General features: G+C 65.9%; 17 protein-coding genes. 7 read left to right on the top strand and 10 right to left on the bottom strand.

Features of this window, described 5'->3' with window-relative positions:
- Positions 1 to 14: 14 nt before the first annotated feature.
- The gene (locus ACIP5Y_RS15795; protein WP_400350737.1) at positions 15 to 647 is read right to left on the bottom strand and encodes a TetR family transcriptional regulator; all 633 of its coding nucleotides are present in this window, start codon (positions 645 to 647) and stop codon (positions 15 to 17) included.
- Between the two features lie 255 nt (positions 648 to 902).
- Between ACIP5Y_RS15795 and ACIP5Y_RS15790 the strand changes: the two genes are divergently transcribed.
- The 3 genes from ACIP5Y_RS15790 (at position 903) to ACIP5Y_RS15780 (ending at position 3191) form a co-directional block, all read left to right on the top strand.
- On the top strand, positions 903 to 1613 hold the full coding sequence (locus tag ACIP5Y_RS15790; protein ID WP_400350735.1) for a MarR family transcriptional regulator: 711 nt from the start codon (positions 903 to 905) through the stop codon (positions 1611 to 1613).
- Between the two features lie 125 nt (positions 1614 to 1738).
- On the top strand, positions 1739 to 2605 hold the full coding sequence (locus ACIP5Y_RS15785) for an alpha/beta fold hydrolase (protein WP_400350733.1): 867 nt from the start codon (positions 1739 to 1741) through the stop codon (positions 2603 to 2605).
- The gene (locus ACIP5Y_RS15780) at positions 2592 to 3191 is read left to right on the top strand and encodes a TetR/AcrR family transcriptional regulator (RefSeq protein ID WP_400350731.1); all 600 of its coding nucleotides are present in this window, start codon (positions 2592 to 2594) and stop codon (positions 3189 to 3191) included. Before ACIP5Y_RS15785 ends, ACIP5Y_RS15780 begins: the two co-directional genes overlap by 14 nt.
- An 11-nt stretch (positions 3192 to 3202) precedes the next feature.
- Here ACIP5Y_RS15780 and ACIP5Y_RS15775 read toward each other — a convergent pair whose 3' ends face one another.
- Positions 3203 to 3466, bottom strand: coding sequence for a hypothetical protein (locus tag ACIP5Y_RS15775; protein ID WP_400350730.1), 264 nt, complete (start codon positions 3464 to 3466; stop codon positions 3203 to 3205).
- Positions 3467 to 3669: 203 nt separating this feature from the next.
- Here ACIP5Y_RS15775 and ACIP5Y_RS15770 point away from each other — a divergent pair, with 203 nt between their 5' ends.
- Complete coding sequence (locus ACIP5Y_RS15770) at positions 3670 to 4626, top strand: undecaprenyl-diphosphate phosphatase (RefSeq protein WP_400350728.1); 957 nt, start codon at positions 3670 to 3672, stop codon at positions 4624 to 4626.
- Positions 4627 to 4693: 67 nt separating this feature from the next.
- Here the strand turns inward: ACIP5Y_RS15770 and ACIP5Y_RS15765 are convergent, their stop codons facing one another.
- The 6 genes from ACIP5Y_RS15765 to ACIP5Y_RS15740 all read right to left on the bottom strand — a co-directional run bounded on the left by ACIP5Y_RS15765 (position 4694) and on the right by ACIP5Y_RS15740 (position 8999).
- Entirely contained in the window at positions 4694 to 6097 is a 1404-nt protein-coding gene (locus ACIP5Y_RS15765) for a lipase family protein (protein ID WP_400350727.1), read from the bottom strand.
- A gap of 86 nt (positions 6098 to 6183) precedes the next feature.
- Positions 6184 to 7188, bottom strand: a complete 1005-nt coding sequence (locus tag ACIP5Y_RS15760) for an asparagine synthase C-terminal domain-containing protein (RefSeq protein WP_400350725.1) — start codon at positions 7186 to 7188, stop codon at positions 6184 to 6186.
- Between the two features lie 86 nt (positions 7189 to 7274).
- Positions 7275 to 7448, bottom strand: a complete 174-nt coding sequence (locus tag ACIP5Y_RS15755; protein ID WP_400350723.1) for a hypothetical protein — start codon at positions 7446 to 7448, stop codon at positions 7275 to 7277.
- Complete coding sequence (locus ACIP5Y_RS15750) at positions 7445 to 7675, bottom strand: hypothetical protein (RefSeq protein ID WP_400350721.1); 231 nt, start codon at positions 7673 to 7675, stop codon at positions 7445 to 7447. The genes ACIP5Y_RS15755 and ACIP5Y_RS15750 overlap by 4 nt, the downstream gene beginning before the upstream one ends.
- Positions 7676 to 7749: 74 nt before the next feature.
- Positions 7750 to 8313 carry an adenylate kinase gene (locus tag ACIP5Y_RS15745; RefSeq protein WP_400350719.1) on the bottom strand — a complete coding sequence of 188 codons (564 nt, stop codon included), beginning with the start codon at positions 8311 to 8313 and terminating at the stop codon, positions 7750 to 7752.
- 89 nt (positions 8314 to 8402) lie between these two features.
- Complete coding sequence (locus ACIP5Y_RS15740) at positions 8403 to 8999, bottom strand: hypothetical protein (RefSeq protein ID WP_400350717.1); 597 nt, start codon at positions 8997 to 8999, stop codon at positions 8403 to 8405.
- Between the two features lie 864 nt (positions 9000 to 9863).
- On the opposite strand from ACIP5Y_RS15740, the gene ACIP5Y_RS15735 reads away from it, so the two are divergent.
- Positions 9864 to 10406 (top strand): hypothetical protein, encoded by a 543-nt coding sequence (locus ACIP5Y_RS15735; RefSeq protein ID WP_400350715.1) that lies wholly within the window; start codon positions 9864 to 9866, stop codon positions 10404 to 10406.
- Between the two features lie 40 nt (positions 10407 to 10446).
- Here ACIP5Y_RS15735 and ACIP5Y_RS15730 read toward each other — a convergent pair whose 3' ends face one another.
- Positions 10447 to 10842: a helix-turn-helix domain-containing protein gene (locus tag ACIP5Y_RS15730; RefSeq protein ID WP_400350713.1), complete on the bottom strand. Its 396-nt coding sequence runs from the start codon at positions 10840 to 10842 to the stop codon at positions 10447 to 10449.
- Between the two features lie 1725 nt (positions 10843 to 12567).
- Between ACIP5Y_RS15730 and ACIP5Y_RS15725 the strand changes: the two genes are divergently transcribed.
- Positions 12568 to 13332, top strand: coding sequence for a PE-PPE domain-containing protein (locus ACIP5Y_RS15725; protein ID WP_400350711.1), 765 nt, complete (start codon positions 12568 to 12570; stop codon positions 13330 to 13332).
- A gap of 830 nt (positions 13333 to 14162) precedes the next feature.
- Here the strand turns inward: ACIP5Y_RS15725 and ACIP5Y_RS15720 are convergent.
- Positions 14163 to 14612 carry a hypothetical protein gene (locus ACIP5Y_RS15720; RefSeq protein ID WP_400350709.1) on the bottom strand — a complete coding sequence of 150 codons (450 nt, stop codon included), beginning with the start codon at positions 14610 to 14612 and terminating at the stop codon, positions 14163 to 14165.
- Between the two features lie 238 nt (positions 14613 to 14850).
- On the opposite strand from ACIP5Y_RS15720, the gene ACIP5Y_RS15715 reads away from it, so the two are divergent.
- Positions 14851 to 15570, top strand: coding sequence for a hypothetical protein (locus ACIP5Y_RS15715; protein WP_400350708.1), 720 nt, complete (start codon positions 14851 to 14853; stop codon positions 15568 to 15570).
- Positions 15571 to 15777: the final 207 nt, after the last annotated feature.

The following is a 15777-nucleotide window of genomic DNA, read 5'->3' as shown; positions in this document are numbered from 1 at the left end:
GCGTTTCCGCCGGCCTATCCGCTGCGGCGCCCCTCCATCCGGGCCGGGACCGGCTCGCTGAGCAGTCCGATGAGCATGGCAATGATGTTGTCCTGCACCTGGATTCGCTCATCGGCGGCCTGGAACTCGAGGCGCTCGTAGTCGGCGAGCAGTGCGAACATGACGGTGCTCATGGACCGCAGCCGGTAGCGCCGCAGCGCCGCGGACAGCTCCGGCATGGCCCGGTACAACCGCGTGATCAGTATCCGGGTGGTGTGCCAGCGCTGCTCGTGCAGGTCGGGCCCGGCGACGGCGGGATGTGCCCGCGCCTGCTCCAGGAAGCGGGCGTAATGCGTGGACCCCTCGGCATAGGGCACATCGAACATGGGGCGCACCAGGATTCCGATCAGCGCGGCCACGCTGTCCGGCCGCCCGCTCGCCTCGTGCGCGGCGAGCAGGGCGGTACGCTGCGATTCCAGCGCGGGCTGATGGCGTTCGAGAATGGCCGCGATGAGCCCGTCGCGAGATCCGAAGTGGTAGTGCACGGCCGAGTTGTTGCGCTGTCCGGCGGCCACCGCGATATCGCGCAGGGCCACGTCCGGGCCGCGTTCGGCGATGGCGCGTTCGCCGGCGAGCAGGATGAGTTCCCGGGCATCAGGGCTGGTCACCGGGACACTATAGTGCGCGGCCGGACCGGTCGTTCGAATGATGGCGAACGCTACGTTGCGTTCACATTCCTGGAAATTGGCGAACGTATTCGAAACAGTAATTTTTCCAGGTAAATCCGTAATTATTCCGTGCAACGACTGTGCAGCCTAATGCAATTGCGCAGGTGGTGTGTTGCAATAAGTGGGCCGGTTGCGATTCCACGCCCACACCGTGACGACCTCGCGACCGCGCCGTGAACGAGGGAGATGCGCCTGATGCCGGGAGGAAGACTCACGCCGGAGGATCGGCGGTTCATCGCCTCGGGTCTGGCCCGGGGGTTCGGGTACGCGGAGATCGCCCGGCAGCTGGGGCGCCCCACCTCCACGGTGAGCCGGGAGGTCACCCGCAACGGCGGGCCGGGACGCTATCGCGCCGATCTCGCCCAGGCGGCCACCGCCGTGCGCTCCCGCCGCCGCCAATCCCGGCCCAAACGCCCCGAAAGACCTTCCGGCGCCGACGAATACGGCCGCACCCCGCAGCAGGTCGCCGAGTTCGGCGTGCATTTCGCGGACCTCCTCACCCAGACCGGCCTGCCCCGCATGGCCGCCGCCGTCCTGGCCCACCTCTATGCCGCCGACTCCGGCAGTGTCACCGCCGCCGAACTCGTTGCCCGCCTGCGGGTGAGCCCGGCCACCGTCTCCGCCGCCGTCGCCTGCCTGGAGAGCCGGGAACTCATCCGCCGCGGCCGCGAACCCGGCACCCGCCGGGACCGCTACTTCATCGACGAATTCGCCTGGTATCGAGCCACTCTCGCGACCGCGCACGCCAATGAACTACTGGCCGCACGGGCTCGGGCCGCCGCGGACTCCCTGGGTCCTGCCACGCCGGCCGGTACCCGTCTCCTCGGCATGAGTGAATACCTGGACAAGGTCGGTCTCGACCTGATGCACTCGGCCGAGCGCTGGAAACTGCAACTCTCCTCCTGACTCACTGTGCCACGCCGACCGACGCTTTCGCGCCGGTCGGCGAGCGGGTCTTCGGGTCGGAGTATTTACATACAAACCGTATGTATGTAAGAGTGGTCTCACATCACCGATATTGGGGAGACACGATGGCAATCAGCACATCACTCGGCCACGCACACGAGGTGGATCTGCCCGGCGGCCGCATCCGGTACTACGAATCAGGGGAGGGTTCGCCGGTCGTGTTCCTGCACGGCCTGCTCGTCAACGCGGATCTGTGGCGAAAGGTGGTGCCGGGCATAGCCGCCGCCGGATACCGCTGCATCGCCCCGGACCTGCCGCTCGGATCCCACGAAATCCCGGTCCCCACCGCCGATCTGACGCCCACCGGCGTGGCGGACCTCATCGCGGCCTTCCTGGACCGCCTCGATCTCGAGGACGTCACCCTCGTCGCCAATGACACCGGCGGCGCGATCACCCAGGTGTTGCTGGCGCGCAATCGCGCTCGCATCGGCCGCGTGGTGCTGACCTCCTGCGACTCCTACGCCGACTTCCTGCCCAAGCCTTTGTCGGTGCTGCCCGTGCTGGCGAAGGTGCCCGGCATCGTGCGGCCGATCGTCGACGCCATGCGGATTCGCGCCCTGCAGCGTTCGCCCCTCGGCTTCGGCCTGGTCGCCAAGCATCCGATCCCGCCGCAGATCGCGGACTCCTATCTGCTGCCCACCCGCCGTTCGGGCGCCATCCGCAAGGACCTGCGCCGGGTGCTGCTCACCTTGAAGCGGCAGTACACGCTGGAGGCGGCGAAGCATTTCGCGGAGATCGACCTGCCGATCCATATCGTCTGGGCCGCCGAGGACCAGATCTTCGCGCTCGACAATGCGCGCCGGCTCACCGCGGACCTCCCGAATGCCACGCTGCAGCTCATCGACGATTCCTACGCGTTCCTGTCCGAGGACCAGCCCGAGTTGCTCACCAGCGCGATCCTGGAGTTCACTCGGCTGCATGCCACGCCGTAGCCAGGAGGATCGTTCGCGCAGCACCCGGACCGCGCTCGAGGACGCCGGACGCCGGCTGTTCACCGAGCGCGGTTTCGCCGGTACCTCGGCCGAGGATCTGGTCGCCGCCGCCGGGGTGACCCGCGGGGCGCTGCACCATCATTACGCCGACAAGCGCGGCCTGTTCCTGGCGGTGCTGGAGCAGATCGAGGTCGAGATCACCACGGAGATCGAAAACGCCATCGCGGCAGTCGATCCCGATGAACTGCTGACGGTGATGGCGGTGGGCCTGAATGTGTTCATGGAAATCTGCCGCCGCCCCGACGTACTGCGCATCATGCTGACCGATGCGCCCGCGGTGCTCGGCTGGAGCGCCTGGCGCGAATTCGAGACCGCGCACAGCCTCGGGCTCATCACCGCGCAGCTGGAAAGTGTCCGGGCCGCCGGATTGATCCCGGATGTCGCCATTCCGGTGCTGGCGCAATTATTGATCAGCGCGATCAGCGAGGCGGCGCTCATCGTCGCGCACGCCGAGGACCCGGAAACGGCCGGGGCGCAGGCACAGCAGGCCCTGCTGGTGCTGGTCGGGGGCATGCTGAAGGCCTGATCAGGACCGTTTCAGAGCGCGGAGGCGCCGGGCGGACTGCCCCGGAACGGATGGGCGGGGGCGATTCCCGGGAATCTGTGATGGAGGCGATCGACGTAACGCCGCACCGCGGAGAGTTCGGCGCCGATCGTCTGCCGGGCTTCGGGGGTGGGCGCGGTCTGCAACCGCCGGGTCAACTTGACGACATGTTTTTCCAACTCATCCAGGAAGATGCGAGCCTGGGCTAACTCTGGATCATCATCGGCGGCGGGATTGTCGAATCCCCTGTACTGCATATCGCGGAAGTATTCCACGCACACGTCAATCCCGTGTCGCAATTGGATTGCGTCCAGCCGTAATTCGCCGATCGCAGGAATGCGTGCGCCGCATTGAATACTGCGCGCCCCGGGCCTGTCCCGTCCACCGCCTGTGCGCGCCCCCTCCGCGGATCGAGTAGCCTCGCCAATCGAGCAAGCTCCGACCCTCGACAGGAAAGCGCATGGCCATCACCTATCTGGAATCGATCGTCGTCGGGGCACTGCAAGGGGTGAGCGAGCTGTTCCCCGTGTCCAGTCTCGGTCACAGCATCCTGTTGCCCGCCTGGATCGGCGGGCAGTGGGGCAAGGACCTCGACATGTCCGCCAAGGACTCGCCCTACCTGGCGCTCCTGGTGGCGATGCACGTCGCCACCGCACTCGCGCTGGTCATCTTCTTCTGGCGGGACTGGGTACGCATTCTGCGCGGCCTCTGGGAGGTCGTGACCACCCGTCAGATCCGCACGCCCGAGGCGCGATTGGGTGTACTGCTGGTACTCGCCACGATTCCCGTCGGCCTCGCCGGACTGATACTCGAGAAGGCGGTCCGCAACTACCTCGGCAACCCGATCCCGACCTCGATCTTCCTGGCGCTCAACGGTTTCGTGCTGTTGTCGGCCGAACTGCTGCGCAATCGCGAGGAGAAGCGCGAATTCGTGCGCACCCCCTCCGGCCGCGCCGCCGACCTGTCCGCGCAGGACACCGTGGTACTGCCCGTGGTCGACTTCGACTATGACCGCGCCTCGGATGTGCGGCTGTCGCGGCTCAGCATCAAGGATGCCTTGATCATCGGATCCGCGCAGATCGCAGCGCTTTTCCCCGGCATCAGCCGCTCCGGCAGCACCATTGTGGCCGGCCTGTTCAAGGGGATGAAGCACGAGGATTCGGCGCGCTTCGCGTTCCTGCTCGCCACCCCGGTCATCCTCGCCGCCGGCGTGCTCAAGACGCCCGAACTGCTCAAGCCGGAGAACCACGACATCCTCGGGCCCGCGCTCGCCGGGTCCGTGGCCGCGGGCGTGCTGGCCTATATCTCGGTCCGGTTCCTGGTGAAGTACTTCGAGACCAAGACCCTGACGCCGTTCGCCATCTACTGCCTGGTGGCCGGAATCGGCAGTCTCGCCTTCTTCACCATCAAGGGCTGAAACACCGCCGACGAGAGCGGCTCCCGGCGTAGATCGCCGGGAGCCGCTCTCGTTTTCGCATCGGGGGCTAGGCGCCGATGGGCTTGCCGAAGAACGATGCCAGGGTCTCACCCAGCGTGTCCCCGAGCGTCTGCAGCTCACCCGGAGTGCCGAGCATGGACGGCACATCCTGGGTGGAACAACCCTGTTGCGCCGGAACCCCGTTCAGCCGATCGAACAGCCACATGAGTCCGGCCGGGCCGCCGACGACCTCACCGATCACATGCTCACTGGCCCAGTCGCGGGTGTAGGTGACCTGCGCGTTCGGATCCTGGCAATAGGTGTCCACCAGCTGATTGGTGGACGGCAGCGGCAGGATCTCGTCCCAGCGCGAATGCCAGATGAACAGCGGCATATCCGGATCGGTCTTGCCCAGCCGGGTGTCGTCGAGCATGGCCTGCACCGCCGGTTCCTGTAGCGGATTCGGCGAGTTGATCATTCCGGTGATATTCAGGAACGGCAGCAAAGCGGACTGGTACTGCACGCACAGTGGCCCCTTCACCGTGCGCAGCAACTGCCCCAGCGGATTGAGTTTCTGATCGAGCAGCGCACTGAAGTCCGGGTACTCGCGGGCCAGACCCAGCACCGCGCCCAGTACCAGGCCCGAAGTCGCCTGATTATTGGCCATCAGCAGCGCCGCACCCAGATCCGCACCGACGCCACCCATGGCCGCGCCGACGATATTCAGTTCCGGCGCATAGGTTTTGTGCAGCTCCGCGGCATGCCCGGTGGGAATGGAACCACCCGAGTACCCGTACATGGCGACCGGTGCGCCCGCGCCCACCCCGAGCGGCGCGAAGCCGGTCGCGGCGCGGATGCCGTCGAGCGTGATGCGCCCGCCCAGCGGACCCGCCGCATACGCCGAGTCGGGTCCCTCGTGATCGGGGATCACGACGGCGTAGCCCTTCTGCAGGGCGGCCTGCGCGAACAGGAATTCGGCCGGCGCGACGATCTGACCGACCAGCGCCGAGGCCGAGAACTGTTGCACCGCATAGGAAGGACTGCAGTAGCCCGCGGTCGAATCCTCGGCGATCTGCACCGACAGCAGCTTGCGCGGGGCCGGCGCGGTGCCCCGCGGCTTCAGCAGCGTCGCCACCGCCGGAATCGCCTCGTCGCGGCCGTTATTGGATCGGAACGACACCTGCCAGGCGTCCACGTTCAGCGGGATCAGCCCGAAGTTCGCGACATTCACCTGCCGGGCCGCGATGATGCCGCCGGGGGCGGTATTCGCCACCACATCCGCGGGCGGGTGGTAGAAGCCCGGATCCAGTTCCGGCGGCAGCGGCAGTATCGATGCCGGTTGGATCGCCGGAGCGGCGGGCGGCTCGGGCTCCGCCCCGACGGGGGCGGCCAGCGCGAGCGCGGCTGTCAGTGCACTGATCGACAGTGCGGTCAGCCGCAGCGCGCGGCCGTGGAAACGCCTGGTCCTCATCGACCCCATCCTCTGATCCCCGTCTGAGACTCAGTGGTCTCAGTATTGCGGGGCTCACTATGCCACGAGTGTGACCCGGCTCGCAATCAGCTCCGGTGCAGGATTTCCAGGTACAGGCGAGTGGCCACGGCCTCGGGATCCTCGGTGCGCGGATCCGTATACGTCCGCGCGCCCGGCAGGCCCGCCGCATAGCCGCGCGCCGCCTGCGCCAGCACACCCATCAACCCCGAGGAACGCTGAATCGCGACCTTCGGCGCCCACGCGAGCTGACCGGCGCCCGCGGGCAATTGCGCAGCACAGGCCATGCGCAATGCGAGCTTGTCCACGCTCCGTCCGTCGTGTTCACCGAAAAGCGCCGGGGGCGCGAAGGTTTCGGCCAGGCGCCACCAGCGCACGGTCTGGAAGGGCTGCACCATGCGATCCGCGAATTCCTCCAGCAGGGCCGGATAGAAGTGCGTCACCAGCCGTTCCCGGCGGAAATTCACGGCCGCCTCGGAACGGACCAGTTCATCGAGTTCTGTTCGGGCCGCCTCGGATTCGAGCGGCGCGGTGAGCGTGCACCCGCCCGCCAGGATCACATCCGCGCCGCCACCGGTGAGAATCGCGCCGACTTCGCCGATCTCCTCGAGTACCCGCCGTGCGGCGAGCATCGGTATCGCGGCCGTCACCTCCCACAATTCGGCGGTGCCGAGCCGGGGCATCGCCGCCCGGGCCAGCTCGACCACCTCGTCCGGCGAGAGCCGGACAATGGTGTGCGGCAACCCCAATGCGGCGGCCGCCGCGGTGGCATTCACCGCATCGGACTGCCCGTCGGTGATCACCGTGATCGCGTGCGGCCGGTATCCGAGCCGCACCGCCACCGCCGCGACATGAATGGAATCCACACCGCCGGAAAGCAAGATGACCGGCGTCCGCCCGAAATGCTCGAGCACCGCCCCCAGCCGGGCCCGCGATTCCGCGGTAATGAGCTCCGCGACCACCCCGGGATCACTCATGATCCGCAACTCGGGCTGCGGTATTTCCAGATCGCCGATCAGATCGGCGACGAACTCGATCGGTTCATGGGCCGGTAATTCGCTGCGTTCTCCCACACGGCGAGCCTACTGACCGGTCCCTCCACACGATTACCTCCGAGGAAGCCCTCGGGTCTCCCGCCCTGTGTCGTCTGGTCGTGCCGCTACTGCCCCTGCTCGCCACCCGCTGTGGCGGCCGGAGCCGCCGGCGGAACCGCATCGGCCACATCGGGGCTGCTGAAGACCGGACGGCTCATTGCGGCCTCGCCGGAGGCGGGAGTGGCAATGGGTGCGTCGCTGTGACTGAACAGATTCGGCGACGGCAAATACTCGTTCATTCCCATATCCTGCTCCTGACTTGCGGTGACAGCGAATCGACTCGGCGAGCGGCGAGCACCAGGATGGTCACACCGAGGGCGCCGAAGACGACATTACCGAGCAAACCGATGCCCGGATCCCCACCGTCCTCCGGCTGTAGCGGAAAAGCGGCCCAGATGTAGGTAAGAGTAGCCCCGCCCGCCGACACGAAACCATGCACCGCCCCCGGCCCCGCTGCCGCGACCATCGGGAAACGAATCCTATTGCCGCGGCGGCGATCACGAACCGGACGGCTGCGGGCCGTTGCGGGCCGGGCGGAAGCTACTTCGGCAATCCCGCCAGAATGCGCCCGAACACCTCGTTCACCTCGCCCACGCCGTCCACCGCCGCCACGATCCCGCGGCCGGTGTAGAGCTCGATCACCGGCTGGGTCCGGTTGTGGAACAAGGCCAATCGCTCCCGCACGATCTCCGGATCGTCATCGGGCCGATGTTCCGCCGCGAACCGCACCCGGCACCGCTCCAGAATGACCTCGTCCGGGACCTCCAGCACGATCACCCGGTCGACCGCCCGATCGCTCGCGCCGAGCAGCCGATCCAGCGCATGCGCCTGCGCCACATTCCGCGGATACCCGTCGAGAATCCACCCGTCCTTCGCATCGGGCTCCCCGAGCCGCTCCTCCAGCGTCCGCAACATCAACTCGTCCGGCACCAGCCCGCCCGCCGCCATGATCGGCGCCGCCTCCACCCCCGCCGGCGTCCCCGCCGCAACGGCGGCCCGCAACATCTCCCCGGTCGATATGTGCGGCACCCCGAGCTCATCCTTCAACATCTCCGCCTGAGTGCCCTTGCCCGACCCATTGGGTCCCAGAATCAAGAATCGCACCGTGACTCCGATCGTGTTGCGTCAGAGGGATCCCTGTCATGTTATCGGTATATTTGGTTGGTCGAACCAACACTGCGCCACCGGCCGTGTCATACCGCGCTGGCGTGCCCGATGATGATGTTGCCGAAGGAGTTTCGCGCGAACACCTGGACCACGTTCTCGTCGTCGTGCGTCTCGGCCGCTGCCAGCTGGTTGTAGACCGCGCCGTTGGGGGAGTTGGACTCCAGCCGCGCCGTGCTGCCCGGCCGGATGCCGACCTCCAGCTCACCCACCGAGGTCTGCAACTGCAGCACACCCCGCACACCCTCCCCGATCCGGATATTGCCCTTGGCGGTCTTCGCGTTCACCGCCCCCAGCGGCCGCTCGACAATGATGTCGCCCGCCGAAACCTTCAATTCGCACTCACCCAGCGGCCCCGCACCCACCACGCGCCCCATCCCCGCGGTGGCCTTCACCTGTGACCCGATCGGCACCTCGACGATCACCTCGATCGACGGGTTCCCGCCGAACGGGCTCCGCGCCCGCCAGCTCTTCGGCGTCTTGACACTCACAGCGCCATCGACGAATTCGATCTGAGTGTGCTCGGCGGCACGCACATCAGCGGTCTTGGATTCATTGCTCGGCCGGATCCGCACAACGGTGTCGGCCCGGTCGGAAGCGATCACGGTGACATCGGCCGACAGCACGTCGACGGTCAGGGCGATCGGGTTCGGGGTAGCAAAACAGTCATGACAGTCAGTCCTTCAGTGCACGAATCGTTTTCGTTCCGTGAACTCTGTGCTGTTCACGTGACTACTATCGCCAACCCGCCTGATACCGCCCTGACGCGGCCCTGACACCCCCGCTGACGCAGTTCAGGTGAGGCGGAAACGGAGGAAATTGCCCAGTCGGCGCCGCCGATCGATGATCGACCGGGGGCGGAAGCCAGAACGGGCCGGGGACGTCGATACCGAGCCGGGAGGCCAGTGCGAGCCACCGCTGTCCCGACCCATTCCTCCGTACCGGTCGCCGAACACGCGGATTGCATTTCTACGCAACCGACATGGATTGGCAACAGGGCACCGGCTCGCAGGTGCAGGGTCCGGGTGAAGCCCTCGTAATGGCCATAGCCGGCCGCGAATCGATTCTGGTTACGATCACACCGCGACGAGCCCGATCGCGAGGAACCGGTGGCGGCGGCCTACCTCGGGGCTACCCTCCCCGGCGATTCCTATCGGGGTGGATGTTCCGCTCAACGTGATCATCTACTGTCACGGCTCATTCGGCGCGAACAAACTGTCGGCTACTGAGAGTCTATGGGGCCGTTTCATATTTCGGAGCCACATCGTGCATCATCTATCACGGATTGCAACGAGTGTATGACGTCGTGCAATGGGCTCCCGTGCAGGACATCGATTGTTGGTCGCATGTACGATTTGTGATGGCAAAACTGCTGTGAGTCTGTTGGGAAGGGGCTGTGAGTCTGTTGGGAATTCGACAGACCGGGGGAAGGACACACACCAATACTGTTGTGGCATGCGTGCTTTGAGTGGAGTGGGTGGAACGCAGGGATGTCTCAACCGCTAGGCTATAACGCCGGTGATGATGCCGTCGACCTCGGCATACATGTGCGAACCCTGCCGTCGGCGGAGCCAATTGTGATGTGGGTACCCGACATCCGATCGGTCATTGTACAGGCCGACCTCGATCCGACCAGGCACAACGAGGCAGTCGCACACGGTGTCGCCCACGCCGTGCTGGAAAACAGCTGGCTGGTGCGCCGGGCCCGCCTTGGCCGGGTGCCGAGGATCACTGTGGAGCTCGCCGTGCATGATCTGGTTGCGCGTCGGCTGATCCCCGTCGCGGACTTGCAAGAAGGCGTCTCCCGCTTCGACTCGATCCAGCGTTGCGCCACCTGGCTGGGAGTGAGCGTATCGATCCTGACGCACCGTTTGCTCAAGCTCAAAGCCACTGAGCGGCGGCTCATTCAACCCGGTCTGCTGGATCGCTTGTCGTGGGCCGGGGCGGAGACTATCTCGGGTGGCATCACCTGTGTGTGGGTCGAAGCGCAACCCGCGCCCATTCTGCCGCGGCTGCCACGTCGTCGTGTGTGAGCCGAGCAGTTGCTGTGCCCCGGTGTTTCTCGGCTTACGCTCAGCGCGTGTAGCGAGCCTTGAGACCCGCCACGTAGCCCGCCACGAGATGCAGATCGTTCTCGGACAGTCCGGATAGATCGATGATGCCGCCGACGGGCGGCGGTGGTGTGGCTTGTGTTGTCTCCGTGAATGATTCCAGGCCGGCCTGTACCAGGACCGCCTGTGGATCGAGCCCTACCGCCTCGGCCATGGATTGCAGGGTGTCGGCCGTGGTGCTGGTCTGGACCTTGCGGTCCTTCTTGTACTGAACTCCATTTTCGACCTGAGTCCACAGGCTCGTACTGATGTTGGCAAGTTGTGCCGCCTTCTCTCGCGACAGGATCTGTCGTTCGCGGGCTTCCCGCAGCGCCTCGCTCACCTCCGGTGGGACCGGCGCGCTACGTCGTCTGCTCATGGGCTTGATCCGATGCTTGATAGTTGGTTGTAACTTAACCCCTTCTGCACGCACTATAACACGATTGCACCCATGGTCGGGCATGGCCTTGCTGGTCGATTGACCAGTGGTAGTGAGCGGTTCGCGAGCTCCTGACCAGCGCTCTTGGGAGCATCCTGGCTAGGCGGCTCATGTGGCCTCTACCGTGCACCCTCCCGCATGTATAAGCCTGTCTGCAACACTGGATCCCCTGATGTCGCACCGGTGTTTGCAGATGTATGCAAGATTTCGCTCTCTAGGTCTCGATTGGCCACGCATGCACACTAATTTCTTTCCTCGCTGGTTGCAACTACTTGCAATTATATGTAGCGTCTGGACCGTTCTCGGAGAGATCAGCTCGCTGAGTTCGCGGGTGGGACGGCTTTTCGCTGCGCCCGCCATCCCCTTCACAGAGAGTCATTTCCATGGTTGTGTTTGTCGACGACGTGCCGGCACCGGTAACCCGCGCCCGGGAACGGGCGAACCGTGAGTTCGCTGATGAGTTACGCGCAAATCCAGGCCGGTGGGCACGGTATCCATGGCCTACGCGTTATCCGCATTCCACCAAGCATCGGATCCGGCACGGCCACGCGGCGGCCTTCGGTTCCGGGTTCGAGGCCGAAGTGCGTGGCGGGGTTGTTCTGGTCCGTTTCAATCCCGATGCCGCGCGGGGCCGCGGTCATGCCGCGTAAGTGTGCCAAGCTTCGCGTCGGCATCCAGGCCGACGAAGACTGGAGCGACCTGAGCGAATCTGCTCAGGCTCACGGCCGCAGCGGAATTGGTGGAGAAGCACTTCGTGGTCATCGATGTCGGCACCGAGGAAATTCCGGTTCGCCCGCACATCGAGCGCGACGGCAGATCCCGGCGCATTGCCCGATTTATCCGAGGAATCATGCGCTGCCGCTGCGCATTTCGAGGGGCTGCCCGGAAGTCGATCTGTACACCGAGCGCCGCAAGTCCGCCGCTTGTGATCGTGTCACCGGGCGTGAGATGGTTGATCGACCCGCCTTCTGACACAACTGGATTCGCTCCGCCGAGGCTCGGACTCGTCCACCGGGGGGATGGACGACCGCCCGGGAGCGTCAGCATGCTCCGATGAGCCGCTGCGCCCCGCATAGTGCCCGGCCCTCTCATCTATCTGATTTGCGAGGCGCGGCCAGGCGGTCGCAGGCCGTTGCCGAGATACTCGCCACCCGTGGTCCCCTGCGCAGGGGCGAATACTGGCGCCGGACTCGTGCGGATCTCACCGAACATCTCGGCTGTAGTCGGCCGTCCGCATTGCCCAGACAGCTCCGATCCCGCCGGCGTCCGGTGCGCGATCTCGCTGCGGATCCCCTGTTGGTCGCTTTCGAAGGCGGCTCCGGACACCGTGATAGCTTTGTCCCGCAATCGAATTCAACTACTCCCGGGGCATTCACGTGCCGCCGGAATCGAATTGCGGCACGCCCCCGGCTAACCAATAGGACTCGCGGGACGAGCCTGCCGCAGTACTACGCCGATTCGCGGCCTCCCGCCTCCCTCTGCGTCCACCCGCGGTAGCAGGCCGCGAATCGGCGGGTCCCGGTTCCCGGGTCCCGCCCCCGCGCCTGCGCCGGGGCGGGACCCGGACTACTTCTCCGGCCGATTCTATCCGGCAATTCGAGATTCACGCGTCGTCACCAGCAATTGGTACGCCAACCGTATTCATCCGAGCCGAAGGTGCGCATCATGATTACCGTTCTGACCTGTCGCGGCACCGGCGAGCAACGGAACTCGCCCGGCAATATGCTCGCTGCGGTGACGGGCAGACTCGATCCCGCGAAGTACGTGATCGGACCCGACGTCGACTATCCCGCGAGTATCGGCCCGGCCAATCCGCAGGCGGTTCTCGGCGGTTGCTCGGAGGAACAATCCATCTCCGACGGCATCCACGCCCTGGTGGATGCGATTCGCGCCACACCGAACCGGGTCGGGCTGCTCGGCTACAGCCTGGGGGCGGAGGTCGTCACGAGATTCCTCGAGGCCAAGGCGCGCGGTGAGTATGCCGACTGCGAGATCGCCTGGGCCGCCAACGTCGCGAATCCGCTACGCCGCGAGGGCGACTCGATCGACCCGCGCCCTGTCGGGTACGGCATCAACGGCCCGCACGGTCCCTGGCCCGCCGGCATTCCGACCTGGGAGGCTGCCAATCCGAACGATGGCATCACCTCGTGCCCGGCGGACTCGCCGCTGCGAACGCTGGCCGACACGGTGTCCGCCTTCGGTTTCGCGCAACTCGGCGGCTGGACGCTGGCACTGGCCGACCGGCTTCGCGCCCACCGGTGGCAGCCGGCTCGGCTGGGCTGGTGGCTGAGTCCGGTGCGGACCTGGGAGCTCTGGGCCCAGGCCGCCGGACTGATGGACGGATATCTGCGCGGCGGCCAACACACGCTGGTGTACCAGCGCGACGGCTACTGCGACCGGCTCGCCGCCATCCTCGACGCCCACGGCTGATTCACCCGATCACCAGACAAGCCACCGCAGACGAGACTGTGGCGCACGGTGTTTCGACCGGTACCGAGCGAGGGCCTCGTCGACCACGCGAAGATCGTGGCTCGACAACTGGGACAGGTCGATGCATCGGTAGCCCGGCATCATCGGGGCTTCCGGTTCGGTGTGGTCATGGTATTCGGCGGGTGAATCATGCTCGGAAGCCCATTCGGCCCGAGCTGCCTCCAGCGCTTCATCGAACTCCTCAGGCACGCGGGTTCCCCGTCTCTCGCTTCGGCTAACAGGTCCGGCCGCAGTTCAACGCGCTGCGGTGCGTTGATTCCCCGAGTGTTGAATCGTCCGCCCCGGTGTGAACCACCGGTGCGAACACACACGAACAGCCGGACACACCAACATCATTCACGATGCATGACTCGGCGGTCGCAGCGGCTCCCCTATTCGGGTATCGGACGCCCATCGGGGGTGTGTTCGGCGGGCCGAAATACTCAGATCAAGCCCGAGCGGTCGGTTCGGTATTGCCGGTGCCGAGTCGAGGTGTTGGTCATCTTTTCCCGATCGATGCTCGACGGGGGATAGGCTCCGAACGTCCGGTAAACAAATAGCATCCTCGGGTACAACATAATTCGTACCTATTCAGCAATGAATTAGCAAATTCATTGGTGTGGATTCGGCGGTCCCTTCCGCCTGCCGGCCCGCCCCTCCCGTTCCGATCTCCCGCCCTCTCAGCCACCCCTCGCGGTTGCAGCGGCCCGGTAGCAGGGGCGCGCCCCGGCCTCGGAACCCCGCGTGGGTCCGAGGCCGGGGCTTCTTCGTCTCCCGAGAAGGGCCGGCGCTCACGCCGCGCGCTGCTCGGCGCGCTTGCAACCGCTGCAGCGGCCATTGGATTCGTGCACCACATAGCCGGGGCGTTTGCGCCGGCGAGTGGTCATCGGCCGGTGGCACGACAGGCAGCGGTCGGGGCGAACTTGCCCGGCGCAGTCCTGGTCGAGTGCCGCCTGCAGGCGGCGGACGGTAATCGAATCGCCGCGGCAGACCACCCCGGCCATGACTACACCATCAGCGACCAAAGGGGTTTCGTCGTCCAGCAGTGTCCCGGCGGTGAGAGCGCGCTGCGCGCAGGTGCGGAAAAGCTCACGGGGACAACGCTCGCGGCACACTCGCTGAGCTGCGGCAGTGGCGGGCAGTCGATCCCAGTCGAATTCATGGGCGGGCTCGATGAAACCGGGCAGACCCAGGCACGGGGGCTCGGCGGACAGTGTGGAATCGGCGGGAGGAATTGACATGCAGCAGAGAGTACAACCAATTCTTTTAATTGCATACATGAGCAGGGAATCTGTTGCGCCCATTTACGAACAATTGAGTTATGTTGGTTGCAATCATATGTAGTGAATGTTAGGTTTTCGCCATGCCCCTTCCTCTCCTCATCGGCCGCGTGAGCGGAATCGATTGCGGCACAGCCGAGTCGGCGTTATCCGTGGCTGCCACCGACTGTGGCCCCGGGTCGGCACGTCGGACCGCGGCATGACCGGCGGCCACCTCGACCAGACGCGGCGCGATGAAGTCATGCGCGCCCTGGCCGCCGTTCCGGGTCTGCTGGTCGAGCTCGACACGACTCTGGCCCGCAGCGATGCCATCGGGGTCGCCAAAGCGGGCGGTGCCGCGGCAACCCGGCAGCGCGCCCTGCCGTATCACAAGGGCGCGTCCGACGCCCACGACGCGCTCGCACGCGTACTGCGGTACTACGCGTTGCGCGTAGCCGTCCTGACTCGCCGACAGGCGCCCCGCGCGCCCCGTGACCATGCTGTCTACTTGCGCGCACACCTCCCGCGCATTCCCGGTGACGCGCCGGCGCTGGCCGGGATCCACCCCGCGCTGCCCTCGGCCGTCGATGCGGCACGGGCCATCATCGACCGGCCCGCCGAGCGGTTCTGCATCGGCCTCTGTGACTGTGGCGCACGGCTTTACGCAATAGAAGAACAGTCCGAGGTGTCATGCGCGGGCTGCGGCCGCGAGCATTCCGTCGCGGAACGCCGCACGGTTCTGCTGTCTCAGGCGCGCGACATGGTCGGCACCGCCGTCGAACTCGCGCGAATCCTCCCGTGGTTCTCGGGGAAGCCGGTGACGGCCAACGCTATTCGTCAGTGGGCCGCACGCGGAAAGCTCACCGGCCGAGTGGTGGGCGGAGAAACCGTCTATCGCATCGGCGATGTGTTGCGCGTGCACGAAGCCGGCCGTGGCTGACCGGGAATCGAGATTGTTGGTCACTTACCGCGGTCGGTCACAGTGCCGAGGATAAGCTGAGTGCAGCGAAAATGGTTGTGCCCAAGCAATATTGGGCCGACGGCGCTGATCCCTTCCATAGCCCCTTCTGCCGTCCGACCGTCGGTGAAGGTTGCTGATTCACCACATGCGACCGAAAGGGGGTGATCTGGGTGCTCACCGTTGCTG

Origin of the sequence: Nocardia sp. NPDC088792, from assembly GCF_044750615.1 — a bacterium.
GTDB lineage: Bacteria > Actinomycetota > Actinomycetes > Mycobacteriales > Mycobacteriaceae > Nocardia.
This window is presented reverse-complemented; position numbering and strand designations above follow the sequence as displayed.